This is a genomic window from Variovorax nivicola (assembly GCF_051216475.1).
GTDB lineage: Bacteria > Pseudomonadota > Gammaproteobacteria > Burkholderiales > Burkholderiaceae_C > Variovorax.
In genome coordinates this window covers 732399-757338 of record NZ_JBPJZK010000002.1, presented here as the reverse complement: position 1 = coordinate 757338, position 24940 = coordinate 732399, and the positions used below count along the sequence as shown (strand labels likewise).

The following is a 24940-nucleotide window of genomic DNA, read 5'->3' as shown; positions in this document are numbered from 1 at the left end:
GGGAGCTTGTTTTCAGGAATCCTGGGCATTGACGTGCTGGAAGACTCTGTCGAGCCGGTCGGAGACCTTCGCGGCGTCGTGGGTCGAACGGGTGACCGAACTCGTGACGAGCCATACGACGACACCGCTGGTGAGCAATGCGGCCACGCCCAATGCGCACACCGTCAGGCGCGCCCATTCGTAGCCGGCGCCAGCCTTGAAGCCGAGGCTCAGCGAGACGGCCAGCAAGAGCAACAGAATGGCGAAGCCCACGCCGAGGCGCAGGGCAAGCCTGGGGCTGAGACGTGTGCGCATGGGTGCTTCAGACCGTCTCTACTTCTTCGACGTCAGCGTCGAGCTTGAAAGTGCTCACGGCGCGCACGAGGTTGTCGGCCTGCTCCTGCAACGATTGAGCGGCTGCCGAAGCCTCTTCGACCAGCGTGGCGTTCTGCTGCGTGACCTGGTCCATCTGCGTGATGGCCTGGTTGATCTGCTCGATGCCTGAGGTCTGCTCTTGGCTCGCGGCGGTGATCTCGCCCATGATGTCGGTCACGCGGCGCACGCTGCCCACGATTTCCTGCATCGTGCGGCCGGCTTCACCAACTTGCTTGCTGCCGGCCTCGACCTTTTCGACCGAGTCGCTGATGAGCGTCTTGATTTCCTTGGCCGCTGCTGCCGAACGCTGCGCCAGGTTTCGCACTTCGGACGCGACAACGGCAAAGCCCTTGCCCTGCTCGCCAGCGCGGGCGGCTTCGACCGCTGCGTTCAGCGCGAGGATGTTTGTCTGGAAGGCGATGCCGTCGATCACGCCAATGATGTCGACGATCTTCTTCGACGACGCATTGATCGAGCTCATGGTGTCGACCACTTGCGAGACGACGCTGCCGCCCTTCACTGCAACTTCCGAAGCGGAGACCGCAAGCTGGTTCGCTTGCCGCGCGTTGTCGGCGTTCTGCTTCACCGTCGAAGTCAACTCTTCCATCGAAGCGGCCGTCTGCTCCAGCGAACTAGCCTGCTCTTCAGTACGCGAAGACAGATCCTGATTGCCCGCCGCAATCTGCCGCGAGGCCACCGCGATCGAATCAGTCGAGGCCTTGATGCGCGTCACCAGATCGGTGAGCGTGTCTTCCATCTCGCCCATGCCGCGCAGCAGCCGGCCGAAGTCGCCTCCGCGCTCGGTCTCGAATTCCTGGCTCAGGTCGCCCGAGGCCACGGTCTCGGCGATCAGCAGCGCCTCGGCGATGGGCTGCACGATGCTGCGCGTCAGCAGCCACGCAATCACCGATCCGGCAACGACCGCGAAAGCAGCCAGCCCGACGAGCCAAGCCCGGCCCGACCGGTATTGCGTGCCGATGCCGGCAGCGGTCTTGTCGATCTCCTTCTGCTGGTGGCCCACCATGGCACGGATGCTCGCGTCGTAGCCGTCGAGCGCAGGCAGCAGCTGCGTGTCGGTCAGCTTCGCGGCCTCTTCCTTGCGGCCGTCGGCCTTGAGCTTGAGGATCTGGTTGCGCAGCTCGACGTAGTCGCCGCGCTTCTTCTTGATGTCGGCACTCAGCGCCAGCTCTTCCGGCGACTCCAGCATGGCCTCGAGCTTCTTCTGCGTTTCGGTGATGACGGCGCTGGTGGCCGTGATGTTCTTCTGCAGATATTCCTGCACAGCCGCGTCGTTACTCTTGAGCAGGGAGAAGGTGCGAACGCTGTTGGTGTTGGTGCCCAGCTGCCAGGCGGCTGCCAGCCGCTCCTTGGCCAGCGAATGCGCGGCCAGGCTCTCCGTCGCATCGCCCACGCCCTGCAGGCGCAGCACACCGATGGCCGCGGTGATGACCACCAGCGCCAGCACCAGTGCAAAGCCGGCACCCAGGCGCCGTCCGATCTTCCAGTCTTTCATGTGCGTCTCCTCGCGGGATCTCTGTGTCGTTGTTCTGATTGGCGTTGGCGTGCGCGCCCGGCCGTCAGGCGGCGATCTTTTCGACGAGACCCATCTCGTCGCTGGACATCAGCCGGTCGATGTCCACCAGGATCAGCATCCGCTCTTCCAGCGTGCCCAGCCCGATCAGGTAGTCGGCATCCAGCACCGAGCCCATCTCCGGCGCTGGCTTGATCTGGTCGCCTGTGAGCGTGATCACGTCCGACACGCTGTCCACCACCATGCCCACCACGCGCCCGCCGATGTTCAGCACGATCACCACCGTGAACTGGTCATACGTCGGGTCGCCCAGCTTGAACTTGATGCGCATGTCGATGATCGGCACGATGATTCCGCGCAGGTTCACCACGCCCTTGATGTATTCCGGTGCATTCGCAATGCGCGTCACCGCGTCGTAGCCGCGCAGCTCCTGCACCTTCTGGATGTCTATGCCGTATTCCTCTTCGCCGAGCTTGAAGGTCACGACCTCAAGACGGTTGCTTGCCAGGTTGTCTGTCATGGGAGTTCCTTGATGTGGTGGGCGCGAGCGCGGCTCAGCCGAATTTCTGCATGATGCGAACGAGCTTCTCGCCGTAGCGCGGATCGGTGGCGTAGCCCGCGCGCTGCAGGCCGTGCGCGGCCTCGGTCGGGTCGTCGGTGGCCAGCACGTTTGCGTAGCGCGGGTTGCGGGTAATGAAGCGTGCGTAGTCGGTGAAGGCTTCTTCGTACGAGCCGTAGGCGCGGAACTTGGCGCGCACCTTCTGCGGCTCGCCGTCGACGTATTCGGTGGTGGTGGTCTCGACCGTTGCGCCCTTCCAGCTTCGGTCTGCCTTGATGCCGAACAGGTTGAAGCTCTGCGTGCCGTCGTCGGCACGAATCTCTCGCTTGCCCCAGCCGGATTCGAGCGCGGCCTGCGCGAGGATGAGCGGTGCGGGCACACCGCTGGCCGTGCTGGCGGCCTGCGCGGAAGCACCCATGCGGCCCACGAAATCGTCGACCTGGCCTTGCAGCGATGCATTCGCACCAGCACCGGGTGCGCGGCGCTCGCTGTTGAATTGATAGACGCTGAGATCGGCACCCACGCGGGCAGTCGGCGCCGAGCCAATGGGAATGCCTGCGCGCGGACCGTACGGCAAACCGCCACGCGGTTCGAGCGACATGGGCTTGGTGCCGATCTCGGCGTCGGCATCCGCATCAGGCGTGCCTGACGGCATGCTGCGCCGCAGCTGCGCGAGCATGGCCTCGGCCAGCCCTACGCCGCGCCCCGAAAGGTTCTGCGTGAGCTGCTGGTCGAACATCGAGAGATAAACCTTCTGGTCCTGGCTTTCGAAGAGGCCACTGGAGGGCGTTGCCTCGCGCATGCTCTTGAGCACCATGTTCATGAACAGCGCCTCGAACTGCCGCGAGACCTGCTGCAGGCCTTCTTCAGGCGAGGCGCGCACGGTGCGGCGCAGGGCATCGACGCCCTGCACGTCGAGAGCAAAACGTTGGTCGAGCGCGCCGCTGCGGTCGGTGGCGGATACGGTCATCGCACCGGCCTCAGATGATTTCCAGCTCGGCGCTCAATGCACCGGCCGACTTCATGGCCTGGAGGATGGACACCAGGTCCTGCGGATTCGCACCCAGGCTGTTGAGGCCCTTGACCACGTCCGACAGCGATGCGCCACCGCGCACCATCTGGATCGCGCCGCCGCCCTGGTTCACCGATATCTGCGAGGTCTGCGCCACCACCGTGCTGCCGCCCGAGAGCGCCCCCGGCTGGCTGATGACCGGCTCGGTGTTGATGACCACCGACAGGTTACCGTGCGCAACGGCGCAGTCCTTCACGCGAACGGCCTGGTTCATCACCACCGACCCGGTACGCGCATTGACCACCACCCGTGCCCCGGCTTGCGTAGGCGTCACTTCAATATCTTCGAGCCGCGCGAGAAAACCCACGCGCTGCTGCGGCTCCGGCGCACGCACGCGAATCGACCGCGCATCGACCGCCTCCGCCGTGCCCGACCCGAACTGCCGGTTGATTGCATCGACCGCGCGCTGCGTGGTGCCGAAGTCCGACCGGTTGAGCTCGATGGAGAACGTGCCTTCCGCGCCCACCGGTGCTTCCACCGTGCGCTCCACCAGCGCCCCGGCGGGAATGCGCCCCGAGCTCAGCTGGTTGACCTGCACCTTGCTCCCGTTGGCCGCGGCACCCGCACCGCCGACCACCATGTTCCCCTGCGCCACTGCATAGGTCGCGCCATCGACACCCTTCAACGGCGTCATCAGCAGCGTGCCCCCGCGCAGACTCTTCGCATTGCCCATCGAAGACACCGTCACGTCGATGTTCTGCCCCGGCCGCGCAAACGAAGGCAGCGTGGCCGTGACCATCACCGCCGCCACGTTCTTCAGCTGCATGTTCACGCCCTGAGGGATCGTGATGCCCAGCTGCTGCAGCATGTTGTTCAGGCTCTGCGTGGTGAACGGCGTCTGCATCGTCTGGTCGCCAGTGCCGTCGAGCCCCACCATCAGCCCGTAGCCGATCAACGGGTTGTCCCGCACCCCCTGAATGCTCGCCAGCTCCTTCAGCCGCTCCGCATGCACAGGCGCAAAAAACAAAGACGCCACCATCCCAATCGCGGCGATGCGCAAGCGAGCCCGAACGTTCGGGGAATGCCGCGGAACCGGCTTCGCCGGGCCGCAGGCGTTGCCCCCTGCAAGGGGGGAGGAGTAGCGACACGAAGTGCGCGAAGCCTGGGGGTTTTTCATATTCAAAATGGCATGACGTTGAGGAAGATGCGCTGCATCCATCCCATGGTCTGCGCCTCGTCGATGTAGCCTTTGGCCGAGTACTCGATGCGCGCGTCAGCCACCAGCGTCGATGGCACTGTGTTGTTGCCCGAGACGGTGCGCGGGTTCACCACGCCGGAGAAGCGGATGTACTCCGTGCCCTGGTTGATGCCCATCTGCTTTTCGCCGCTCACCAGCAGGTTGCCGTTGCCCATCACGTCCGTCACCGTGACCGTGATCACGCCGTTGAAGGTGTTGTTGGCGTTGGCTCCGCCCTTGGCGTCGAGCTTGTTGGTGCCCGAGAGATTCGTGCCCTGCCCGTCGAGCAGGCCGCCAATGAGCTTCGGAATCGCGGAGAACACGCCCGTCGTGCTGCCCGTGCGGCTCGCATTCGCGCCGGAATTCTTGGTGGCGTTGACCTTCTCGCTGATGACGATGGTCAGGATGTCGCCGACGTTGCGCGGGCGGCGGTCTTCGAACAGCGCATTGGCGCCAGGGCCGTCCTGGAAGATTGCGCCGGGCGCGCGGCGCGGCTGCATTGCCGCGTAGTTGTCGGCGCGCGCGGTCATCGGCTGGTGCACCAGCGGCTCGCGCGGAATCTGCGCGCAGCCCGTGGCCAGCACCGCAGCGGCAAGAAGCAGCAGCGCCCTCGCGGCCGCGCCACTCCCACGAAGAAGACGCACACCCCGCAACATCACAGCTGGGCCAGGCGCTGCAGCATCTGGTCCGAAGTCTGGACCGCCTTGCTGTTGATTTCGTACGAACGCTGCGTCGCGATCATGTTGACCAGCTCTTCCACCACGTTCACGTTCGAGGCTTCGACGTAGCCTTGGCTCAGCACGCCAGCGCCGTCGATGCCGGGGTTCACCTGGTTGGGTGCGCCCGAGGCATCGGTTTCGGCATACAGGTTCTCGCCCTTGCTCTGCAGGCCCGTTGGGTTGACGAAAGTCGCGAGCTGCAGCTGGCCGACCTGCACGGTGTTCGTGCTGCCCGCTTGCACCACCGAGACGATGCCGTCGCGGCCCACGGTGATGCTGGTGGCGTTGGCCGGAATGGTGATGGCCGGCTGCACGGGGAAGCCGCTGGCGGTGACGAGCTGGCCGTCGCGGTCGGTCTGGAACGAGCCGTCGCGCGTGTACGAGGTGGTGCCGTCGGGCATCAGCACCTGGAAGAAGCCGCTGCCGTTGATGGCCACGTCGGTGGGCTTGTCGGTCTTGGTGAGGTTGCCCTGCGAGTGGATGCGCTCGGTAGCAACCACGTGCACGCCGGTGCCGACCTGCAGGCCCGAAGGCAGGCGGGTCTGGTCCGACGACTGGCCGCCGACCTGGCGCAGGTTCTGGTAGACCAGGTCTTCGAACACGGCGCGGCTGCGCTTGAAGCCGGTGGTCCCGACGTTGGCGAGGTTGTTGGAAACCACGTCGAGCTGCGTCTGCTGCGCGTCGAGGCCGGTCTTGGCGATGTAGAGGGAGCGAATCATTTTGTGAGGAGTCCTGCGGGTGTGTTGCGGGGCGGGCGGCTACGGATCGGCGGATTAGCCGTAGGCCAGCAGCTTGTTGGCGGCCTGCGCGTTGGTGTCGGCGGTCTGCAGCGACTTCATCTGCATCTCGAAGCTGCGTGCGTTGGCGATCATTGCCACCATGGCCTCGACCGGATTGACGTTGCTGCCCTCGACCACGCCGGTGACCAGCGTGACGGCCTCGTCGGCCTCGGCGGGCGGCTGGCCGGCGCGCATGCGGAACAGGCCGTCGTCGCCGCGTTCGAGATCGGCGACCGGCGGGTTGACCAGCTTGAGGCGGCCGACTTCGGCAATGCCCGTGAGCGTGGTCGAGGCCGCGTCGCGCGAACCCACCAGCCCGTTGGTGGCAATGCTCACGCTGGAGCCGGGCGGCACGGTCAGCGCGCCGTTGTCGCCCACCACCGGGCGCCCGCCCATGGTGGTGAGCTGGCCGTCGGCGCTGATCTGCAGGTTGCCCACGCGGGTGTAGGCCTCGCCGCCGTCGGCCGTCTGCACCACCAGCCAGCCCTCGCCGCTCACGGCCACGTCGAGCTCGCGGCCGGTTTCGGTCAGCGGGCCGTGGGTGAAGTCGGCGCCGGGCGTGGTGGCCGCCACGAAGGCGCGCGTGGGCGCCTCCTGGCCGACCACGGGCACCGCGCGGAAGTTGGCGATCTGCGCGCGGAAGCCCGGCGTCGAGACGTTCGCCATGTTGTTGGCAACCGAGGCCTGCTGTTCCATGACCTGCTTGGCGCCGCTCATGGCGACATACAACATTCGATCCACTGGGTGCTCCTGGTGTCAGTCGTTCTGCGTTGCTGTTGCCGCGTCAGCGGATGTTCATCAGCGTCTGCATGACCTGGTCCTGCGTCTTCACGGTCTGCGCATTGGCCTGGTAGTTGCGCTGCGCGACGATCAGGTTGACCAGCTCGGAGGTGAGGTCGACGTTGGACGACTCGAGCGCGCCCGACTGCAGCGCGCCGAGCTTGGTGCCTTCGCCCGGGGTGCCGGTGAGTGCGTTGCCCGAGGCCTGCGTTTCGGCCCACACGTTGTCGCCCTTGGGCTCCAGGCCGTTCGGGTTGGCGAACGACGACAGCACGATCTGGCCCAGCAGCTTGGTCTGTTCGTTGGAGAACTTGCCGGTGATGGTGCCGTCGGCGTTGATCGAGAACGAGGTGAGTTCGCCCGAACGGTAGCCGTCTTGTGCGAGCTTGCTCATGGCATTGGCCGCGCCGAACTGCGTGGTGCCCGAAAGGTCGACCGTGGCGCTCAGCGCCGCGGCGCCGTTGGTGAAGGTGATGGGGCCGATGTTCAGCTGGCCGTTGGCAGGCGCGGTCATCTTGCCGCTGGAGTCGAAGGTCAGCGTGGTGAGCGCGGCACCGGCGTTGAGCGCTGCGCCGTCGGAGGTGCCGTACACGCTCCAGGTGTTGGCGGGGGTGGCGCTCTTCACGAAGTACACGGACACGTCGTGCGGGTTGCCCAGCGAGTCGTAGATGGGACCGACGGCGTTCGAGTAGTTGAAGGTGTCGGAGTCGGCCGCGTTGAAAGGCGTCTTGGTGGGCGTGGTGAGGCGCGCATCGAGGTTGAACTCGGCGTTGATGCCGCTCGTGGCCTTGGGCGTCATGGCCGCGGTCGGGATCTGGATGGCCGCCGGCGTGCCGCCGCTGATGCCGCCGCTGGCGTTCACGCCGAAGCCGGTGAGGCGCAGGCCCGATGCGTTGACGATGTAGCCGTCCTTGTCGCGCGTGAACTGGCCGTTGCGCGAGTACATGACTTCGCCGCTGGGACTGCTCAGGCGGAAGAATCCGTCGCCGTTGAGGATGGCCACGTCCAGCGGACGGCTGCTCGACTGCGTCACGCCCTGCGTGAAGTTCTGCGTTACGCCCGACACCGATGCGCCCAGGCCGACGCGCGAGCCGGCGTACACGTCCTGGAAGGTGGCGGCGGCCGACTTGAAGCCGACGGTGCCCGAGTTGGCGATGTTGTTGCCGATGACGTCGAGGTTGGCTGCGGCCACGCCGAGTCCGCTGATGCCCTGGGAAAAAGCCATGTTGGTTCCTTGGTTCGATGCTGCGTTGAATGCGTTTTGAGGAAAAAGCTCAGAGGAACAGCCGCACGTCGGACAGGCTGATGTTGTTGCCCGTCATCAGTTCGAGCGAGACCCCGCTGGTGCCCTGCTTGACCGCGGCCACCTGCGAGAAGGTGAGCGCGGTGGCCTTCACGGCGGCGCTGCCGTTGGTGGCGTCTACGGTGAAGCGGTAGGAACCTGCGGGCACCACGGCGCCCGCGTCGTCCTTGCCGTCCCAGGTGACGGCGTTGACGCCTTCGGTCATGGAGCCGGCGCTGATGGTGCGCACGACCTTGCCGGTGCCGTCGACGATCTTGATATCGACGTCGGAGGCGGTGCCGGGCAGCTCAACGGCAAAGGCCTGCGAGGCGGGTTCCTTCCCATCTTCGGGAGCCTTGGTGGTGAGCGTGTCGCCCGGCGACAGCACGTTGTAGCCAATCAGCGAGGTGGCCTGCAGCAGCTGGTTGGAGCTGGTCTGGTTCACCAGGCCGGAGAGCGTGCCGTTGAGCTTCTCGATGCCGCTCACGGTGCTCATCTGCGCGAGCTGCGAGGTGAGCTCGGCGTTCTGCATCGGGTTGAGCGGGTCCTGGTTGTTCAGCTGCGTGACGAGCAGCTTGAGAAAGCGCTGCTCGCTGTCTTCGTTCGAGACGTTGCTGCTGGTCGCCGCGGAAGTGGCGTTCTGCCCGGTGATGGACGAGGTGTCGGAGATGGCCATGGCGTGGTGCCTGTTCTTTCCTGGTGAATCTGGGGAATCTGATGGGAGGTTTACTGGCCGATGGACAGCGTCTTGACCATCAGCGTCTTGGCCGTGTTGAGCACCTCGACGTTGGCCTGGTAGCTGCGCGAGGCGGAAATCATGTTGGTCATCTCTTCGACCACGTTGACGTTGGGCATTGCCACGTAGCCTTCGGCGTTGGCATGCGGGCTCTTCGGATCGAACACGAGCCGCGGCGGCGACTGGTCTTCGATGACGCCCGCGACCTTGACGCCGCCGATGTCCCCGGCGCCGTATGCCGATGGCTCGACCTGGAACACCACCTGCTTCGCGCGGTAGGGCATGCCGTCGGGGCCGGCCACGCTCTCGGCGTTGGCCATGTTGCTGGCGGTCACGTTCATGCGCTGCGATTGCGCGGTCATGGCGGAGCCCGCCACGTTGAAGATGTTCATGGAAGTGCTGTTGAAGGGCATGGTGGTGGCCGCCGCTCTTCTTTCTTGTTACTGCTGGATCGCCGAGAGCAGCGACTTGATCTTCGAGTTGATGACGGTGAGGTTGGACTCGTAGCGCAGCGCGTTGTCGGCAAAGGCGATGCGCTCGACGTCCATCTCGACGGTGTTGCCGTCGAGGCTCGACTGGTTGGGCACGCGGTAGAGCAGGTCTTTGTCGGACGCGGCCTGTGCCTGCCCTGCAAGGTGGCGCGACGAGGTGGTGGCCAGAGACACCGACTGCGCCGACGCTCGCCCGCGCTCGACGGCTTCGCTCAGGCGCGAGCCGAAGTCGAAGTCGCGCGCCTTGTAGTTGGGCGTGTCTGCATGGGCGATATTGGCCGCGAGCACCTCCTGGCGCTCTGCGCGGAGGTTGAGGGCTTCGCGGTTGAAACGAAGCGCCGCATCCAGCTTGTCGATCATCTTTTTTCCATCCGTTGTGGCGTCGCCAATGCGCAAGCGCAGCGACAGATGGAAAGCGAGTCTATGCATGCATCGCGTTTGCAATCGCCCGAACAAAGGGGGTTTTCGCCTGCTGCTCGCACCTTCGATCGGCGGGCGGATTTCTAGAATTTCCGGGCGGCGGCTTGCGTCCTCTTGTCATGACGCGCCGCTATACAAGCCCTTCTTTTGCACACACCGATGACCTTCTTCAAGCTTCGCAACCGCAGCCTCCCGGTACTGGTGGCCGTGGCGTGCACGGCGTCCGCGTTCGCCGCCGACACCAGCTCGACCGGCAGCGACGCCAACAAGGTCATCGAGAAATACCTGCAGGTGCAGACGGCAGGTTTGCCGGGCAAGGTGACGATCAACCTCGACGCACGCAGCACCTCCAACCTGCCCGCCTGCGATGCGCCCGAGGCCTTTCTGCCGCCGGGCGCGACGCCTTGGGGGCGCGTGTCGGTGGGCGTTCGCTGCCAGGCGGAACGGCCATGGACGCGCTTCGTGCAGGCGCACGTGGCGGTGGAAGGCAGCTACTTCGTTGCCGCGCGCGCCATCGATGCGGGCCGGCCGCTGGGCGCGGGCGACGTTACCGAGCGCACCGGCGACCTCACGCGGCTGCCGCGCTCGGTCATCACCAGCGCAGGCGAACTGGCTGGCGTGGTGACAGTCAACCGCGTGGCGCCGGGCGCGCCGCTGCGCAAGGAACTGGTACGCGGCGTTACCGTCATCCAGCAGGGACAGGCGGTGAAGGTCGTGGCGCAGGGCCAGGGCTTTGTCGTCAGCACCGAGGGCAAGGCCATGACCGGGGCCGTCGTCGGTGCCGTGGTGCAGGCCAAGACCCGCGACGGGCGGCTGGTCAGCGGCGTGGCGGACGAAGAGGGACAGATCCAGCTCGCCCAGTAAGCAGCTTCGTGCACGCCCTGCCTAAAGTTCTTGCCCAAGCTGCCGATATACGGGTCAGCCCCTGAGGAATCACCTTGAAAATCGATCAACCCGCCCCTTCGGCCACGCCCCCTCATCGCCCGACGCCAGCACCGGCCGCGGCTCCGGTGACCGGCGCCGACGCCACCCAGCGCCCCAAGGAAGCGGCGCCGGCTTCCGCGCACGTTCATTCGCTGCCCAGCGCCACGGGCACTGCCAGCGATTTCGACGCGGCCCGCGTGGCGGCGATCCGCGAAGACATCCGCGCCGGGCGCTACCAGATCCGCCCCGAACGCATCGCCGACGGCCTGCTGGCCAGCGTGCGCGACCTGCTGGACCCCAAGCTCGACCCGAACAGCGGCAAGGGCGGCAGCGAATGAAACCCACCCTGCTGACCCACCTGCGCACCGAGACTGCCTGCATCGAGGAATTCCTGTCGGTGCTGGACCGCGAGGCCCAGGCGATGTCGGACGGCGCATTCACCGACCTGGCGGCCATTGCCGGCCAGAAAACCGTGCTGCTCGACCGCATGGCCGAGCTGGACACGCAGCGCGAAGCCCAGCAGGCGGCGCTGGGCTTCGAGCCCGGCCGCGCGGGCGCCGATGCCGCCGCGGCAGCCGGCGGCCCGGACGCGGCGCAAGCCTGGGCGGCACTGCTCGAGCTGGCCGGGCAGGCAAGAAGCCACAACCTGCGCAACGGCTCGATGGTCTATGCGCATCTCGATTTCACACAACAGGCCCTGCACTTCCTGCAGGCCAGCGCGCAGCTGTTCTACGGACCGGACGGCGCGCGCAAGACACAGGCGGGCAGCGGCAACCGCCTCGCTGCAGGCTGATCGCCGTGCGGGCCGGGCTGCTGGTCATGCTGTGGCTGTGCGCCACCGCCCTGCATGGCGTGGCGAGCGCGGCGGACGGCGTACTCATCACGAACGTGGCGCCGGGCGTTCTGCCGGGCGACGCGGTCAACCTCGGCCAGCTGCAACAGGTGCCCGCGGCCCTGCGCGACGTGGAACGCATCGCGTATTCGGGTACAGCGATGGCCGTGGCCATGACGGCTGCATATGTGCCCACGCTCTACCCCGGCGAGAAGACGGTGGGCCTGGCCGTCGGCACCTACAAGGGCTACACGGCGGCGAGCCTCGGCTTCAAGACCCTGTCGGACGACGGGCAGATGGCCTGGGGCATGGCCGTCGCCAATGCAGGCCGGGACTGGGGCTTCAACGCCGGCATCGGCTGGAAGCTGCCGCGCGCGGGCAACCGCTGAGGCAGCCCTTCCACCCTCACCACCACCAACACACGGAAGCCTTCGACATCATGAACAACGACGCTCACGGCAGCTCGCGCCAAGTGGCCATGGTGGGTTGCGACGAGACCCAGGCGCAGGCATGGGGACAGCGGTTGAGCCTGATGGGCTGCACGCCGGTTTCCTTCGGCAGCAGCGACGACTTTCTGCGCGCGGTAACGCGCGGCACGCACGGCAGCCACTTCGGCCTGCTGCTGGTGGTGCTGAAGGACGAGGGCGCGTGGCCGGTGCTGACTTCGATGTGCAAGGCGCTGCGCCTGCCGATCTTCCTGGTCGCCAATGCGCTGCAGCGCGAGCTGCTGGCCGAGGTGCTGCTGGCGGCGGAGCCCGAAGCACAGGGCGCGAGCATCGATTTCGCGGTGCTGCCGGTCGACGACTTCGAGGTGGAGCTGCGCGTGCGCGAAGCGCTGCGGCGCAACGAGACGCTGCTGCATCCGCCATCAGTGAATGCGCTGTTCGGCGACTACCAGTTCATCGGCAGCCGCAAAGTGGTGGTGCACAAGGGCCAGGACATCCGCCTGAAGCCGCGCGAATTCGAGCTGGCGCTGCTGCTGTTTCGCAATACCGGCCGGCTGCTGGAGCGCGACTGGCTGCTGGGCTCGCTGTGGATGGACTCGCAGGTCGAGCGCAGGAGCCGGGTGCTCGACTGCTGCGTGGCGAACATCCGCCGCAAGCTGTCGCTGCACAAGGACAGCGAGTTCGTGCTGCACTCGGTGTACGGACGGGGCTACGAGCTTCGCCATGTGCCGGGCTCGCCGATTGCAGGCACCGTGGACGACTCGGGATTTCCGGATACGTCGAACGAACCGATCTGGCTGGGGGAAATCTCCCAGGCCCGGGCGTAGGAGCCTGTCAGGCCTGGGAGTCGCTCCCTCGGCGGCGCCGGGTCGTCCATTCGTCGACGAAATACCGGGCACGGAAGCGGACCCGCTCGAGCGCTGCTTCGCGCGAGGGCTGTTGCGTCAGTACGAATACACAGCGCTGCACCCGTCCCTGCCGGAGTTCGGCCTTGCCGGCATAGGTGCCTTCCAGGGTCTCTTTGAGGTCCAGCCGGCACGTCCAGCCTTCAGGGAGATTGAAGTCGGCGGGGTCTTGGGTCATGGCGTATCGAAGAATGGTTCTCCGGGGGCCGTTTGAAAATGTGACGATCGCCAGCCTCGAGGAACCGCCACCAATGGGCGGGTGCCTGAGCGACCTCTACCAACGCCAGCAGACCGTCAACCCGAGTATCGGCCGGCAACCTTAAGCCGAACTGAAGGCCGGAAAATAAGAACGCTGGCGTCATGGAACATCGCGCCACCCGAGCAAGAATTGCGAATGCAACAACTGCAGATCGACTCGCACCAAGTCCACCTATGGCACCTGTACGTCCCTGAACAGGGCGACGACGCCACCTGCGAAGAAAAGAGCATGGCCCTGCTGGCGCCCGAAGAGCGCGAAAGACACGGGCGCTTTCACTTCGCCCGGGACCGGCGCCGGTATCTCATGACGCGGGGGCTGATCCGCTCGCTTCTCTCCTGCTATGCGCCCGTCGCTCCCAAGGACTGGCAATTCGAGAACAACGCTTATGGGCGCCCGCGGATCGCCAATGCACTGCCGCAGGCGCAGCGCCTTCGCTTCAATATTTCGCACAGCGCCTCGCTCATCGTGGCGGCGCTGACGGTGGAGCGCGAAGTGGGCGTGGACGTCGAGCACACGGCAAGGGCTGCGCCGCTGGAGATTGCGGAGAACTTCTTCTCCGCCAGGGAGGCGAAGGCACTGCAGCAGCTTCCGGCCGGGCTTCAGCCTTCACGCTTCTGGGATCTCTGGACGCTCAAGGAAAGCTATATCAAGGCGCGCGGAATGGGGCTGTCTCTGCCGCTGGACCGGTTTTCCTTCAGTTTCGACGATGCCAATCGCGTGGCAATCGACTTCGAGGACGGCCTCGAAGATTCCGCGGCGCGCTGGCAGTTCTGGCAGCTTCAGCCGGACAACGCGCATGCCGTGGCCCTCTGTCTTGAGCGAACTCATCCGCAAGACGTGCAAATCCTGTGCTGGAAGGCAACGCCGTTGCTTGCGTCGTTCGGGGAATTCCAGGGCACGGTGACGCGCCGGTCAGCAGGCAGCTGACTACTTGCTGGCTGACTGACCGCGCTCCGCCTCGAAATCGGCCCGGTTCCACAGGCCGAAATACAGCACCTCAGACCACTGCAGACCAAGCGGGTGCTCCGTAGCACCGGTGCGTGTGCTGTCGCAGTCATCGTCCAGCCGCAGCCCGAAAAAGGCGTCGAGCGGGGCGGCGCACTTCTGCGTGGTCGCCTGTTTCAGCTGTCGCCCCGCCTCGGTGATGTCGGCCGGCAGGGCATCGATGGCGGCGCCCACGCGCAGGCATCGCGCGATCTCCAGCTCTACACAGGACCGCAGCGCCGCCTCATCTGACTCGGACATGGTGTCGAGTTCGATCGTCTCCAGCAGCAGGTAGCGGTCGCGATGGGCTTCGAGGAAGGCGATCGTCTCGTCGAGCCAGATGGGCAGATGCACCGATGCCGTAGACGCACTCGCTGGCTCAGCGGGGGCCGTTTCCGTCTGTGGCGAAACCAGCCGCTTGAGACGCCCGAGGAAAGACACCGGCTGCGCAGCAACGGCAGGTTGCGGCCCGGGCGCTGATGCTTGCGCCGCCAGCAGCGACCGCACGATGTCGATGAAACGCCGCACGCGCTCGAAGCCGGGATCGAAGCTGCTGCTGATCGCATGGAGCCTGACTTTGTGCTCCGGCTCGTCGTCGTCGAACCCGTCCGACACCAGCGATGCACACAGCTGCGGATCGCCCGACATCAGAAGCCGGTACATGAACGGCACGTCGTACGGCCATTCGGACAGGCCCGAAATTGTTTCCGGGCGATCGGCATATGAGCCGGGCCGGTTGCTGACGCTGTAGAGATAGGAACGGTTGGCCATCTGGAACTCCCGATTCGCGCGCCATTGTTCGGGCGCTATTGCCCGATTCTAGGAGGTGGGCCCGGCTGGATGACTATTCATAGGAAATCGTAGATTAAGAAGAAACTTCAACAAAATCAACGATGCACCAATAAGAGGCATCACTTTTTTATCGCTACTGATATCAAAATAGTGATTAAGAAAAATAACTACATTGAAAAAATAAAGCAACTGTGATAATCATTTAATTCATTAGTATTTTCATATTACTATTCATTAATAATGCTCGATATAAAATTTAAATCAATTCGACACAATGGCTCCAAAATGCAACACGACTAGTTGCAAATACCTGACTTCCTCCTAAGATTTATTTAGAAATAATGATTTCCAAGTGTTTCTTAAAGTGGAATGGCCTCACGACCATTCAGTAGTTTTCCAACGGATGGATGGGGCTCATGAACACAACTTATCGCTCGCTCTGGAACGAATCCCTTGGCGCCTGGGTAGCGGCGTCGGAACTCACTTGCGCACGCGGCAAGCGCAGTGGGAGTTGCGTGACGGCCGGAGCACTCACGCTGCCTCCGTCGCGGCGCCTGCGCTCGGGGATCATGACCGCGCTGCTGACCATGGGCGGGCTTGGAGGGGCCTCGCTGGCGCAGGCACAGGTGAACTGCACTGCTGCGCCGTACTACGTCTATAGCGGCAGCTCGACTTGCGCAGGTCAGCAGTCCCAAGCGACTATGGGCGGAGCCACAGCTATAGGCTTTAACGCCCTCAGTACGGGGCTGAATGCCACGACTCTCGGCTACGGCGCCATTGCCTCTGCGGTCAATGCTCTTTACCTGGGCGCGCGTACCGCTCCAGGAACCGGAGCGACCGGAGAGTCGTCGATTGCCATCGGTACGGATGTCGCCTCCACTGGAGCGGGGTCCATCGGTATCGGCGTGCAGTCGAAAGCAACTGGAAACGGTGTTGCCGTGGGTGCGTCAGCCGTTGCCTCGGCGACGGGCGTGGTCGCAGTGGGCGGTGGCGCCACGAGTTCGGCAGTCAATGGTGTGGCTGTTGGCTCCGGAGCCAGTGCCTCCGGAGTCAACTCCGTTTATCTAGGCGCACGCACCGCCCCGGCGACAGGTTCGCTAAGCGAGAGTTCGATCGGAATCGGTACGGACGTGACTGCGAGCGACACATACGCCACCGCCATCGGCTTCAACACGAAGGCGACCGGGCTGCGCAGCGTCGCCCTTGGATACCTCGCAAATGCGGCCGCATTGGATACCGTTGCGCAAGGTACCCGCAGCCAGGCAACTGCTCAGAACGCCATCGCCGTCGGCTTCCAGTCGGTCGCGACCCAGCTGAACTCGGTCTACATCGGCTCGCGCACCGCTGCGGGAACAGGAGCCACGGCAGTCGGCGCCATTGCCATCGGCACGGACGTGACAGCGTCCCAGGACAACGCCACCGCCGTAGGCTTCCAGAGCAAGGCGACCGCGGGCAGTTCGGTGGCTGTCGGCCCGAATGCGGCTGCCTCGGGCCCCGCCGCGATGGCACTGGGTTCCGGCACGATCGCAAGCAGCACCAATGCGGTCGCGCTTGGCGCTGCGGCCCAGGCCACAGCAGCCGGCAGTACCGCCTTGGGTACCTTCTCCACTGCCACGGGAGCGAACTCCACTGCGGTCGGCAACGCCACAGCCAGTGGCGACCGCGGATTCGCTGGCGGCCGTCTGGCCAATGCCGGCGGCGCGGATTCCGCAGCCATCGGCACGTCGGCCAACGCGGCCGGAACAAGCTCGGCAGCGCTCGGCAACCTAGCCAACGCTTCGGCTGATTTCTCGCTGGCCATGGGCAATCAAGCCCTCTCGAGCGGCGTCGGCTCGGTCGCGGCGGGGTCGGGAGCCAACGCCGCGGCCGACGGAACCGTGGCGATGGGCAACAACGCTGCTGCAACCGTCACACGCGCAACCGCACTCGGATTCGGCACAGCAGCGAGCGGCCAGAACGCCACCGCGGTGGGCGCACTCGCCAACGCGTCCGCAGCGCAGGCGGTCGCCATCGGCAACAGCGCCGCGGCCTCGGCGCTCAATGCAATCGCGATGGGCACCAACACCGTCGCCGACTCGGCAGACGCAGTCGCGATCGGCAACAGTTCCAAGGCCACCGGCGGCAAGGCGGTGGCCATCGGCTCGGGCAACGTCGCCAGCGGCAATGGCGCCGTGGCAATCGGCGACCCGAACACCGCCACCGGCAACGGCGCGATCGCGAACGGCCTGGACAACACCGCCACCGGCAACGGTTCGGTGGCGATGGGCAATACCAACATGGTCGGCGGCGGCGGCCAGGCTGTGAGCGTGGCCGGCACGCCGGCGCAGGGCGCAGTCGGCATCGGCTACCAGAACACCGTGGTCGGCCAGGGCAGCGTGGCCATCGGCAGCACCAGCAAGGCGCTGGCCGCGGGCGCGGTCGCGTTCGGCGATACGGCGGTGGCGAACAATGCTCGCGACGTGGCGCTGGGCTCGGGCTCCACGACGGACGTGGCGGTCGGCACGCCCAGCGCCGTGGTCGGCGGCACGACCTACAACTTTGCCGGCACCACGCCGACGAGCACGGTCAGCGTCGGCGCTTCGGGTGCGGAACGCACCATCACCAACGTGGCGGCCGGCAGGATTTCCGGCACTTCGACAGATGCCATCAACGGCTCTCAGCTGTTCGGCACGAACCAGCAGGTCACGAAGAACACGAACGACATCACCAACATCAACGCCGGCGCGGGCATCAAGTACTTCCACGCGAACTCGACCCTGCCCGATTCGCAAGCGGTGGGGACGGATTCCGTCGCCATCGGCCCGAACGCGGTAGCCAACAACGCCGGCGCCGTGGCGCTGGGCTCGGGCGCCACGACGGACGTGGCAGTCGGCACGGCCAGCGCCGTGATCGGCGGCACGACCTACAACTTTGCCGGCACGACACCGACCTCGACGGTGAGCGTCGGTGCAGTGGGTGCCGAGCGCACGATCACCAACGTGGCGGCTGGCAGGCTCTCCAACACGTCGACAGATGCGGTCAACGGCTCGCAGTTGAATGCAACGAATCTGCAGGTCACCAAGAACACGACCGACATCACCGTCCTTGGCAACACGATCAACGACATCAACACCGGCGCGGGCATCAAGTACTTCCACGCCAATTCGACGCTGGCCGACTCGCAGGCGCTGGGGACGAATTCGGTCGCCATCGGACCGAACGCGGTGGCCAACAACGCTGGCGACGTGGCGCTGGGCTCCGGCTCCACGACGGGCGTGGCAGTCGGCACGGCCAGCACGACCATCAACGGCACGACCTACAACTTTGCCGGCACTACACCGACGAGCACAGTCAGCGTCGGCGCGGTCGGCGCCGAACGCACGATCACCAACGTGGCGGCGGGCAGCATTTCCGGATCTTCGACCGATGCGATCAACGGCTCGCAGCTGTTCGCCACCAACCAGTCGATCGAGAACCTCAGCACCACCGTCACCGCCAACAAGACCAGGTACTACAGCGTCAACTCGACCGGTGGCGGCAACGAAGACAACCTTGGCGCGACAGGCGCCGATGCCATCGCGTCGGGCAAGGATGCCAGCGCAACCGTCGCGGGCGCGGTGGCCATCGGTTCAGGCTCCGTCTCCGACCGCGCAGTCGCAGGCAGCACCGGCAACATCCCCGCGGGCAGCTCTCTGATCCCCTTCAACACGACCGACCGCACGCTGCTTGGCGCCCTCTCGGTCGGCAGCGCCACCACCTACCGCCAGATCACCAACGTGGCCGACGGCACGCAGGCGCAGGACGCCGTCACAGTGCGCCAGCTCAGCGGCGCGCTGCAGTCCTTCGCGGTCACGCCGATCCAGTACTTCCACGCCAACTCCACCGCAGCCGACTCGCTGGCAATCGGCACGGAATCGGTGGCGGTCGGCCCGCAGACGGTGGTCAACGGCAACAACGGCGTGGGCATCGGCAATGGCGCCATCGTGCAGCAGAGCGCGCCGGGCGGCATAGCAATCGGCCAGGGTGCGACCTCGCACCTGGCCGACTCCATCGCGCTGGGCACGCAGTCGTCGGCCGCCGCGGTGCAGGGCGTGGCGCTGGGTGCGGGCACCAGCGTGACGCAAGCCGGCGGCGTGGCGCTGGGAGCCGGCTCGGTGGCTTCGACTGCTGCAGGCGTGGCGGGCTATGTGCCGCCCACCGCCACCGATGCGCAACGCATTGCCATCGGCGCGACCACCAGCACGCTGGCGGCCGTGTCGGTGGGCGACGCGGCCAACGGCCAGTTCCGGCAGGTCACCGGCGTGGCCGCGGGCACGGCCGACAGCGACGCGGTCAACGTCTCGCAACTGCGGGGCGTGCAAGGCCAGGTGGCAGTGATCGATCAGTCGACAGTCAAGTACGACACCAACGCAGACGGCACGACCAATTACAACAGCGTGACCATGGGCGGCAGCAACGCCACCGGCCCTGTCACCGTGCACAACGTGGCGCCGGGCGTGGCGGGCACCGATGCGGTCAACGTCAACCAGCTCAATGCGGTCAGCGGCGGCCTGAACAACCGCATCAATGCCCTCAGCGACCGCCTCGACGGAGTCGAGAAGAACGCCTATGCAGGCGTTGCCGCGGCCATGGCGCTGCAGATGCCCGGAAGCTACGTTCCGGGCAAGACGGTCATGCGCATCGGCGCGGGCTCCTTCAAGGGCCAGAGCGCGGTGGGCGTCAGTTTCCGGCGTACCTCCGAGAACAACGCCTGGAGCATCACCGGCGGCGTGGCCACCAGCCGTGCCGGCGTGGGCGCCACCGTGGGCGCGGAATGGGTCTTCAACTGATCGCCGTACGAATGAACTGGACGAACTCCATCATGAACAAGCTTCTTCAAGCCACGACCGCTTTCTCTGTTCTCGCAGCACTGCTGGCCGCTGGCTGTGCCAGCCCAAGCTACACCATCACGCCGGAGATGCAGGCCAGGGCTGCTTCGGAGAACCCGGCGCCGCCGAAGGACGACGACTTTCCCGCGCTGAGCTCGGCCAAATGGCAGCAAGGCGCCTTCCCGAGCATCGAGGCCCTGCGCGCCATGCGCACCGGCCTGGGCAAGGACCAGGTGCGCGAACTGCTGAGCTTTCCGCACTTCAGCGAAGGGCTGGGCGGCGTGCGCGAATGGAACTACATCTTCCACTTCCGCACGGGCGCTGGCCCGGAGTACATCACCTGCCAGTACATGGTTCGCTTCAATGCAGACGTGCTGACGAACGGGATGTATTGGAAGGGGCCGGGCTGCGCGGATGTGCTCAGGCCAGCGCCTGCTGCGGCAAGGCCCGTCGCGACCGTTCAGCCCGCCGTTGCTCCTGCAAAGACGACGCTCGGTGCCGACGGCCTCTTCCGCTTCGACGGCCGCTCGCTGACCGACTTGCTGCCTGAGGGGCGACGCAAGCTGGACGCCCTGGCAAGCGACATCAAAAGCAGCGGATCGGTGGACACGATCAGGGTCACTGGCCACACCGACCGGCTCGGCAGCAGCACCTACAACCAGGCGCTCTCGCTGGCGCGCGCCAACACCGTGCGCGACTACCTGGTGCAGGCCGGCGTGCCGGCGCAGAAGGTGCAGGTCGAAGGCAAGGGCGAATCGGAACCGAAGGTGCAATGCGCGCAGACAAGGCGAGCGGAGCTGATCGACTGCCTCGCCCCGAACCGCCGCGTCGAAATCGAGGTTTTCGCGCAGCGATGAACTCCGCGGCAAGCCTCATGAGCAGCTGTAGCTCGCGGCTGCCTTGATGTCCCCGCTGGAGTAGGCAGGCATCTTCGGATAGGCACACATGGCGCCCGTTACCGCCGCCGGGTTCGCGGAAGTGACGGGGCTGCTGATGACGATCTTGTCTGCTGGTGCAATGCCCTTCTCCACCCAATCCGTCAGGGACTGGTAGTTGACGTCTTCCGGATAGAGCGGGGGATTGGCTGCGACGTTCGCCGTTCCATTGGCCGGGAAGTGCCCCATGCCCGGGATTGTGTAGAGCCTGTAGAACTTCTGCACCTCGGCAACACCACCCATCTGCGTGGCAACCCGGGTGTAGTAGTTGATGACACCTGCATGGGGAATCACCTGATCGGAGGAGCCGACGACCGTGATGATCTTGCCGCCGCGATCGCGGAACTTGCTCAAGTCCGGGTTGTCGGTGCTGATCCTGGAAAACAGAGGTTCGAGCGCAAGCCCGCGGTTGATGCCGTTGTACAGGTCCGGATAGCTCAGGTCCCTCCAGCGATTGGCGCCGTTGCCGGTCGCGTTGACGAATGAAGAGCCGGCGCGGGTCGGGTCCTGCAGGAAAAGTGCGAGCTGGTCGAAGTGAAGGCCGTTCGTCGAAACGCTCGTCACTGTCAGGTTGGAGCCGCGAGGCCAGCCGAACCAGATCTGGTTTGCGCCAAGGGTCGGGCCCAGGCCGTTGTCCACCGAAGGCGACGGCACCGAGCCATCGGTCGTGGGGCCGTACCACATCTTGTTCACCGCCACGGCCTGCACCTGCGTCAGGCAACTCGCGGTGGCGTTCGTGCCCCCGGCGGATGTGCACAGCACCTGCGCGTCGGTCGTCGGGTCGTAGGCGCACTTCGATGGGTCGAGCAGATAGCCCAGGTGCTGCCCGCCGACCATGTCGCAGGCATTGATTGCGGCGGTCGACACCGACGTCCATTGGCCGGCAGTCAGGGGCACCCCGGCAAGATCGCGCTGGATGACAAGCTGGGGCCAGACCTGGCTCCCGGTGAACCGCACCCAGTTGATGGCGGGCGAACTCGCAATGATCCCGTCGAAGTCCTCCGGGTACAGCTGCGCCTGCTTCATGCCCTGGCGACCGCCGGTCGATCCTCCGTGCCAGTAGGTGTAGCTGGCCGGCGTGCCGTAGTAGGCCAGCGCAAGCGCTTTCGACTTGACGGTCATCTCGTGGATGCCGCGTTCGGAAAACTCGTTCCACCCCACTGTATTGATCGTTCCGTCGGGGTTCATCAGGAAGTTCGAGTTGCCGGCCGGGTGCCCCGTATCCGTGGTCGCGGCCACGGCGCCTTCGACGCCGGCCACGCTCCACGGCGCGGCAGTCGGCGCTGCGGCCACGCTGGTCAACGTGGCCTGCACGCCTCCGGCCGCGCCGGCGCCGCCGAGCATGTGCAGGCGCTTGTTCCAGTTTGCGACTGATGGCAACCACACTTCGATGCCGATGCCGCTGGTCGTCGAAGGTGCGTCTGCAGGCCCCGGATGCCCGGGCCCGACCATCAGCTTCACAAGACAGATGTCGTTGGCCGCGACAGGCGTGGCCGGTGTTGCAGTGCCCGACAGCAGGATCTGGTCGCCAGTCTTGAAGAGCTTGACCAGGAGAACCGATGTATTTGCATCGGGCTTGAACGCCGTCTTCATCGAATCGTCGCAACTCAGCTTGGCGGGCGTCGTGACTGTGTCTGGCGGCGTGCCGCTCCCTCCACTTGCCGGCGCTGCAGTCAAGCCCGCGACGCCGGAGCTGTTGCCGCCTCCTCCGCACGCCACCATGGCAAAAGAGGCTGCAAGCGCAGCCAGAGGGCCCCACGCGCGATTCCAATTTTTCTTCACTGATGTCTCCTGTTGGGTGTCCTGCATCGACAGGCGCCACGCATTACATCGGCGCGATGCCACTGCGTCTTGCACGATCGAGGCGCCATTGCAGGAACGACTCACGAAGACGGCTGTGGAGCGATGAAACAGGACTAGGGGAAACCCGCTCGGTTGCCGCGGCACAGTTCCATCCGGCGAAAGTAAGATGATTTTTCGGTCACACGCACGCGCCGAAGCACTGAATGCCCAACGAACTCGATAGATTGACGTTGCTTTCGTCCGAGCAGCTCAGCCGGTGGCAGGGCTTGCCTGTGAACTGGCTCTGTACGCCGGATGGCAGCTGGCGGCACAAGTTCACACCGGCGACCACGCACGTCTCGCTGCTCAGCAGCGGCACCATGGGCAGCCACCTCACCGCGCAGGGGCGCAGTGCCGACCTCGATATGGACACCGGGTCGTTGGCGATCTTCAACTCCGACATCGAGGTGAAGGTGAATCACCGCGGCGCCTACCGCGCACAGCGGATCCTGCTGGACCTCGACACCCGCGCGTTGATACGCCAGGGCTTTCTCGACGATGAGCTGGTGACCACGCCGCTGCAGCAGAGCCTGTATTTCCATGATCCCTCGCTGGCGTCGGTCATGCAGGCCATGGTGCGAGAGATAGGCCTTGGCTGCCCCAATGGCGCGCTGTTCGCCGAATCGCTGTCCGTCGGGGCTGCACTCCATCTCTGCCGGACTCGCGGTGTACGAGCGCCCTCCCTGGGCCAGGAGCGAGGCAAATTGAATGCCTGGCAATGGGCACGAATCGAAGAGCTGATTGCCCACGATCTGGCCAGCGATCTTTCGTTGTCGGCGCTGTCGTCCGCGGTCGGGCTGAGCAAGGCGCACTTCGTGCGGCTCTTTCGCAATGCGACCGGCACCTCGCCTCACCGCTATGTGCTGCAGCAGCGGGTGGAGCGCGCTCGCCAGTTGATCCAGTCGTCGGATGCCTCGCTCTTCGACATCGCGCTCGAAGCGGGCTTCGCGAACCAGGGCCACCTGACGCGCAGCTTTCAGAGCGTACACGGCGTCACGCCGGGCGCGGCAAGAAAGCACTCGAAGCGCAGGTAGTGCGCTGCCGTCAGGGTGCCGCGCACCCATTCATCAATACGAAGGAGGTATAAAAAAGCATCTCGAATGAGTATTTCCAGATATGGATTTGTCTCCCTAGGATGCGCCCACAACTATCAGGAGACGAGACATATGAAGAGGATCACCACTCTGGCTCTGCTATGGGCCGCCGGCTTGCAATGCACCACGGGCGCTGCGCTTGCACAGGGCGCGCCCTGGCCCCAACGAGCCATCAAGATCGTGACGCCAACGCCAGCCGGCGTCGGCTCCGACATCTTCGCGCGCAGCTATGCCGACCAGCTCTCGCGATTGCTGAAGGTGCCCGTGATCGTGGAGAACAAACCGGGCGCGCTGTCGACCATCGGCACTGATGCGGTGGCCAAGGCAACGCCCGACGGCTACACGGTGCTGTTCTCGACGAGCAATCCGTTCACGATGACGCCGTTCCTTCTTTCGAAGCTTCCCTACAACCCGAAGGAAGATCTTGTGCCGGTGACGCAGGCGCTCAAGGGCGGCCCCTTCATCGTGGCGAACAACGCGGTGCCCGCGCGCAACACGGAAGAACTGGTCGCACTGGCCAAGCGCCAGCCGGGGCATGTGAGCTTCGCGTCTTACGGCTCGGGCAGCACCTCGCACCTGGGCTTTGAACTGCTGCAGGAAGCAGCGTCCATCGAGATGCTGCACGTTCCCTACAAGCAGGGCGCCATGCCCGATGTGATCGGTGGACAGGTGATGCTGGGCTTCGAGCCCCCGATCTCGGCGCTGCCGAACATCAAGGCAGGCAGGGTGAAGGCACTGGCCTATACCGGCAGCCAGCGCAGCGCCGCACTGCCCGACGTGCCGACCGTTGCAGAGCGCTATCCCGGCTACGACGTGTCGACCTGGCTCGGCTTCTGGGTGCCCGCGCGCACGCCCGATGCCATCGTCGAGCAGTTGAACCGAGCGATCACCACCGTGACGCGCTCGCCGGAGATGGCGCGGCAGATTGCCGATGCCGGGCTGGAGCCGATGACGACGAATTCCGCCGACACCCGCACCATCATCGAACGCGAGGCCCAGACCATGGGCCGGCTGATCAAGGCCAAGGGCTTGCGCCTTGACTGACGGCGGGCCACGCGCCCGCCGCTTCCTTCCCGCTACTGCCTGAGATAGCTGCGCGCCCTTGGCGCGCTCCTTCGCGCACCTTCGTCCCCTGCCAAGAGCAAGGGCCGCGGGACGGCGCACGCCATTCTTAAAACCA

25 protein-coding genes are annotated in these 24940 nt (G+C 65.5%); 10 read left to right on the top strand and 15 right to left on the bottom strand.

Annotated features, from left to right (window positions below):
* Positions 1 to 12: 12 nt before the first annotated feature.
* The 12 genes from ACSFBF_RS12225 to flgB form a co-directional block, all read right to left on the bottom strand.
* The gene (locus tag ACSFBF_RS12225) at positions 13 to 294 is read right to left on the bottom strand and encodes a hypothetical protein (protein WP_435467200.1); all 282 of its coding nucleotides are present in this window, start codon (positions 292 to 294) and stop codon (positions 13 to 15) included.
* A gap of 7 nt (positions 295 to 301) precedes the next feature.
* Complete coding sequence (locus tag ACSFBF_RS12220; RefSeq protein ID WP_435467198.1) at positions 302 to 1867, bottom strand: methyl-accepting chemotaxis protein; 1566 nt, start codon at positions 1865 to 1867, stop codon at positions 302 to 304.
* 64 nt (positions 1868 to 1931) lie between these two features.
* Positions 1932 to 2405 carry a chemotaxis protein CheW gene (locus ACSFBF_RS12215; protein WP_435467196.1) on the bottom strand — a complete coding sequence of 158 codons (474 nt, stop codon included), beginning with the start codon at positions 2403 to 2405 and terminating at the stop codon, positions 1932 to 1934.
* Between the two features lie 34 nt (positions 2406 to 2439).
* On the bottom strand, positions 2440 to 3414 hold the full coding sequence (gene flgJ, locus ACSFBF_RS12210; RefSeq protein WP_435467194.1) for a flagellar assembly peptidoglycan hydrolase FlgJ: 975 nt from the start codon (positions 3412 to 3414) through the stop codon (positions 2440 to 2442).
* 10 nt (positions 3415 to 3424) lie between these two features.
* Complete coding sequence (locus ACSFBF_RS12205; RefSeq protein ID WP_435467192.1) at positions 3425 to 4495, bottom strand: flagellar basal body P-ring protein FlgI; 1071 nt, start codon at positions 4493 to 4495, stop codon at positions 3425 to 3427.
* Between the two features lie 140 nt (positions 4496 to 4635).
* Entirely contained in the window at positions 4636 to 5349 is a 714-nt protein-coding gene (locus tag ACSFBF_RS12200) for a flagellar basal body L-ring protein FlgH (RefSeq protein WP_371127402.1), read from the bottom strand.
* Entirely contained in the window at positions 5349 to 6131 is a 783-nt protein-coding gene (flgG, locus tag ACSFBF_RS12195; RefSeq protein ID WP_093077317.1) for a flagellar basal-body rod protein FlgG, read from the bottom strand. Before flgG ends, ACSFBF_RS12200 begins: the two co-directional genes overlap by 1 nt.
* Positions 6132 to 6185: 54 nt before the next feature.
* Positions 6186 to 6932, bottom strand: coding sequence for a flagellar basal-body rod protein FlgF (gene flgF, locus ACSFBF_RS12190; protein WP_435467190.1), 747 nt, complete (start codon positions 6930 to 6932; stop codon positions 6186 to 6188).
* Positions 6933 to 6975: 43 nt separating this feature from the next.
* Positions 6976 to 8196 carry a flagellar hook protein FlgE gene (gene flgE / locus ACSFBF_RS12185; RefSeq protein WP_435467188.1) on the bottom strand — a complete coding sequence of 407 codons (1221 nt, stop codon included), beginning with the start codon at positions 8194 to 8196 and terminating at the stop codon, positions 6976 to 6978.
* 49 nt (positions 8197 to 8245) lie between these two features.
* A complete protein-coding gene (locus tag ACSFBF_RS12180) occupies positions 8246 to 8929 on the bottom strand; it encodes a flagellar hook assembly protein FlgD (protein WP_435467186.1) in 684 nt (227 codons plus the stop codon).
* Positions 8930 to 8979: 50 nt separating this feature from the next.
* Positions 8980 to 9381, bottom strand: coding sequence for a flagellar basal body rod protein FlgC (gene flgC / locus ACSFBF_RS12175; protein ID WP_256216791.1), 402 nt, complete (start codon positions 9379 to 9381; stop codon positions 8980 to 8982).
* Positions 9382 to 9429: 48 nt separating this feature from the next.
* A complete protein-coding gene (gene flgB, locus ACSFBF_RS12170; RefSeq protein ID WP_093057952.1) occupies positions 9430 to 9840 on the bottom strand; it encodes a flagellar basal body rod protein FlgB in 411 nt (136 codons plus the stop codon).
* 219 nt (positions 9841 to 10059) lie between these two features.
* On the opposite strand from flgB, the gene flgA reads away from it, so the two are divergent.
* The 5 genes from flgA to ACSFBF_RS12145 all read left to right on the top strand — a co-directional run bounded on the left by flgA (position 10060) and on the right by ACSFBF_RS12145 (position 12929).
* Positions 10060 to 10764: a flagellar basal body P-ring formation chaperone FlgA gene (gene flgA / locus ACSFBF_RS12165; RefSeq protein ID WP_435467183.1), complete on the top strand. Its 705-nt coding sequence runs from the start codon at positions 10060 to 10062 to the stop codon at positions 10762 to 10764.
* Positions 10765 to 10838: 74 nt separating this feature from the next.
* Positions 10839 to 11162, top strand: a complete 324-nt coding sequence (gene flgM, locus ACSFBF_RS12160; protein WP_435467181.1) for a flagellar biosynthesis anti-sigma factor FlgM — start codon at positions 10839 to 10841, stop codon at positions 11160 to 11162.
* Positions 11159 to 11617 carry a flagella synthesis protein FlgN gene (locus ACSFBF_RS12155; protein ID WP_435467179.1) on the top strand — a complete coding sequence of 153 codons (459 nt, stop codon included), beginning with the start codon at positions 11159 to 11161 and terminating at the stop codon, positions 11615 to 11617. The genes flgM and ACSFBF_RS12155 overlap by 4 nt, the downstream gene beginning before the upstream one ends.
* A gap of 5 nt (positions 11618 to 11622) precedes the next feature.
* Positions 11623 to 12045 carry a YadA-like family protein gene (locus ACSFBF_RS12150; RefSeq protein WP_435467177.1) on the top strand — a complete coding sequence of 141 codons (423 nt, stop codon included), beginning with the start codon at positions 11623 to 11625 and terminating at the stop codon, positions 12043 to 12045.
* Positions 12046 to 12095: 50 nt separating this feature from the next.
* Positions 12096 to 12929, top strand: coding sequence for a winged helix-turn-helix domain-containing protein (locus ACSFBF_RS12145; RefSeq protein ID WP_435467175.1), 834 nt, complete (start codon positions 12096 to 12098; stop codon positions 12927 to 12929).
* A 7-nt stretch (positions 12930 to 12936) separates the two neighbouring features.
* Here ACSFBF_RS12145 and ACSFBF_RS12140 read toward each other — a convergent pair whose 3' ends face one another.
* A complete protein-coding gene (locus ACSFBF_RS12140; RefSeq protein WP_435467173.1) occupies positions 12937 to 13185 on the bottom strand; it encodes a hypothetical protein in 249 nt (82 codons plus the stop codon).
* 216 nt (positions 13186 to 13401) lie between these two features.
* Here ACSFBF_RS12140 and ACSFBF_RS12135 point away from each other — a divergent pair, with 216 nt between their 5' ends.
* Positions 13402 to 14193 carry a 4'-phosphopantetheinyl transferase family protein gene (locus tag ACSFBF_RS12135; RefSeq protein ID WP_435467171.1) on the top strand — a complete coding sequence of 264 codons (792 nt, stop codon included), beginning with the start codon at positions 13402 to 13404 and terminating at the stop codon, positions 14191 to 14193.
* On the opposite strand, the gene ACSFBF_RS12130 is transcribed toward ACSFBF_RS12135, so the two are convergent.
* A complete protein-coding gene (locus ACSFBF_RS12130) occupies positions 14194 to 15021 on the bottom strand; it encodes a DUF7822 domain-containing protein (protein ID WP_435467169.1) in 828 nt (275 codons plus the stop codon).
* Between the two features lie 437 nt (positions 15022 to 15458).
* Here ACSFBF_RS12130 and ACSFBF_RS12125 point away from each other — a divergent pair, with 437 nt between their 5' ends.
* Both ACSFBF_RS12125 and ACSFBF_RS12120 read left to right on the top strand, forming a co-directional pair.
* On the top strand, positions 15459 to 19850 hold the full coding sequence (locus ACSFBF_RS12125; RefSeq protein WP_435467167.1) for an ESPR-type extended signal peptide-containing protein: 4392 nt from the start codon (positions 15459 to 15461) through the stop codon (positions 19848 to 19850).
* 32 nt (positions 19851 to 19882) lie between these two features.
* Complete coding sequence (locus ACSFBF_RS12120; protein WP_435467165.1) at positions 19883 to 20746, top strand: outer membrane protein assembly factor BamE; 864 nt, start codon at positions 19883 to 19885, stop codon at positions 20744 to 20746.
* A gap of 15 nt (positions 20747 to 20761) precedes the next feature.
* On the opposite strand, the gene ACSFBF_RS12115 is transcribed toward ACSFBF_RS12120, so the two are convergent.
* Positions 20762 to 22606 (bottom strand): tannase/feruloyl esterase family alpha/beta hydrolase, encoded by a 1845-nt coding sequence (locus tag ACSFBF_RS12115; protein WP_435467163.1) that lies wholly within the window; start codon positions 22604 to 22606, stop codon positions 20762 to 20764.
* A 224-nt stretch (positions 22607 to 22830) separates the two neighbouring features.
* Here ACSFBF_RS12115 and ACSFBF_RS12110 point away from each other — a divergent pair, with 224 nt between their 5' ends.
* Both ACSFBF_RS12110 and ACSFBF_RS12105 read left to right on the top strand, forming a co-directional pair.
* Positions 22831 to 23700, top strand: a complete 870-nt coding sequence (locus tag ACSFBF_RS12110; RefSeq protein ID WP_435467161.1) for a helix-turn-helix domain-containing protein — start codon at positions 22831 to 22833, stop codon at positions 23698 to 23700.
* A 132-nt stretch (positions 23701 to 23832) separates the two neighbouring features.
* The gene (locus ACSFBF_RS12105) at positions 23833 to 24804 is read left to right on the top strand and encodes a Bug family tripartite tricarboxylate transporter substrate binding protein (protein ID WP_435467159.1); all 972 of its coding nucleotides are present in this window, start codon (positions 23833 to 23835) and stop codon (positions 24802 to 24804) included.
* Positions 24805 to 24940 lie beyond the last annotated feature (136 nt).

Excerpts from the sequence above, each read along its gene's own strand:
- ACSFBF_RS12225 (WP_435467200.1), bottom strand. The coding sequence starts at position 294 with ATGCGCACACGTCTCAGCCCCAGGCTTGCCCTGCGCCTCGGCGTGGGC.
- ACSFBF_RS12220 (WP_435467198.1), bottom strand. The coding sequence starts at position 1,867 with ATGAAAGACTGGAAGATCGGACGGCGCCTGGGTGCCGGCTTTGCACTG.
- ACSFBF_RS12215 (WP_435467196.1), bottom strand. The coding sequence starts at position 2,405 with ATGACAGACAACCTGGCAAGCAACCGTCTTGAGGTCGTGACCTTCAAG.
- flgJ (WP_435467194.1), bottom strand. The coding sequence starts at position 3,414 with ATGACCGTATCCGCCACCGACCGCAGCGGCGCGCTCGACCAACGTTTT.
- ACSFBF_RS12205 (WP_435467192.1), bottom strand. The coding sequence starts at position 4,495 with ATGGTGGCGTCTTTGTTTTTTGCGCCTGTGCATGCGGAGCGGCTGAAG.
- ACSFBF_RS12200 (WP_371127402.1), bottom strand. The coding sequence starts at position 5,349 with ATGTTGCGGGGTGTGCGTCTTCTTCGTGGGAGTGGCGCGGCCGCGAGG.
- flgG (WP_093077317.1), bottom strand. The coding sequence starts at position 6,131 with ATGATTCGCTCCCTCTACATCGCCAAGACCGGCCTCGACGCGCAGCAG.
- flgE (WP_435467188.1), bottom strand. The coding sequence starts at position 8,196 with ATGGCTTTTTCCCAGGGCATCAGCGGACTCGGCGTGGCCGCAGCCAAC.
- ACSFBF_RS12180 (WP_435467186.1), bottom strand. The coding sequence starts at position 8,929 with ATGGCCATCTCCGACACCTCGTCCATCACCGGGCAGAACGCCACTTCC.
- flgC (WP_256216791.1), bottom strand. The coding sequence starts at position 9,381 with ATGAACATCTTCAACGTGGCGGGCTCCGCCATGACCGCGCAATCGCAG.
- flgB (WP_093057952.1), bottom strand. The coding sequence starts at position 9,840 with ATGATCGACAAGCTGGATGCGGCGCTTCGTTTCAACCGCGAAGCCCTC.
- flgA (WP_435467183.1), top strand. The coding sequence starts at position 10,060 with ATGACCTTCTTCAAGCTTCGCAACCGCAGCCTCCCGGTACTGGTGGCC.
- ACSFBF_RS12155 (WP_435467179.1), top strand. The coding sequence starts at position 11,159 with ATGAAACCCACCCTGCTGACCCACCTGCGCACCGAGACTGCCTGCATC.
- ACSFBF_RS12145 (WP_435467175.1), top strand. The coding sequence starts at position 12,096 with ATGAACAACGACGCTCACGGCAGCTCGCGCCAAGTGGCCATGGTGGGT.
- ACSFBF_RS12140 (WP_435467173.1), bottom strand. The coding sequence starts at position 13,185 with ATGACCCAAGACCCCGCCGACTTCAATCTCCCTGAAGGCTGGACGTGC.
- ACSFBF_RS12135 (WP_435467171.1), top strand. The coding sequence starts at position 13,402 with ATGCAACAACTGCAGATCGACTCGCACCAAGTCCACCTATGGCACCTG.
- ACSFBF_RS12130 (WP_435467169.1), bottom strand. The coding sequence starts at position 15,021 with ATGGCCAACCGTTCCTATCTCTACAGCGTCAGCAACCGGCCCGGCTCA.
- ACSFBF_RS12125 (WP_435467167.1), top strand. The coding sequence starts at position 15,459 with ATGAACACAACTTATCGCTCGCTCTGGAACGAATCCCTTGGCGCCTGG.
- ACSFBF_RS12120 (WP_435467165.1), top strand. The coding sequence starts at position 19,883 with ATGAACAAGCTTCTTCAAGCCACGACCGCTTTCTCTGTTCTCGCAGCA.
- ACSFBF_RS12110 (WP_435467161.1), top strand. The coding sequence starts at position 22,831 with ATGCCCAACGAACTCGATAGATTGACGTTGCTTTCGTCCGAGCAGCTC.
- ACSFBF_RS12105 (WP_435467159.1), top strand. The coding sequence starts at position 23,833 with ATGAAGAGGATCACCACTCTGGCTCTGCTATGGGCCGCCGGCTTGCAA.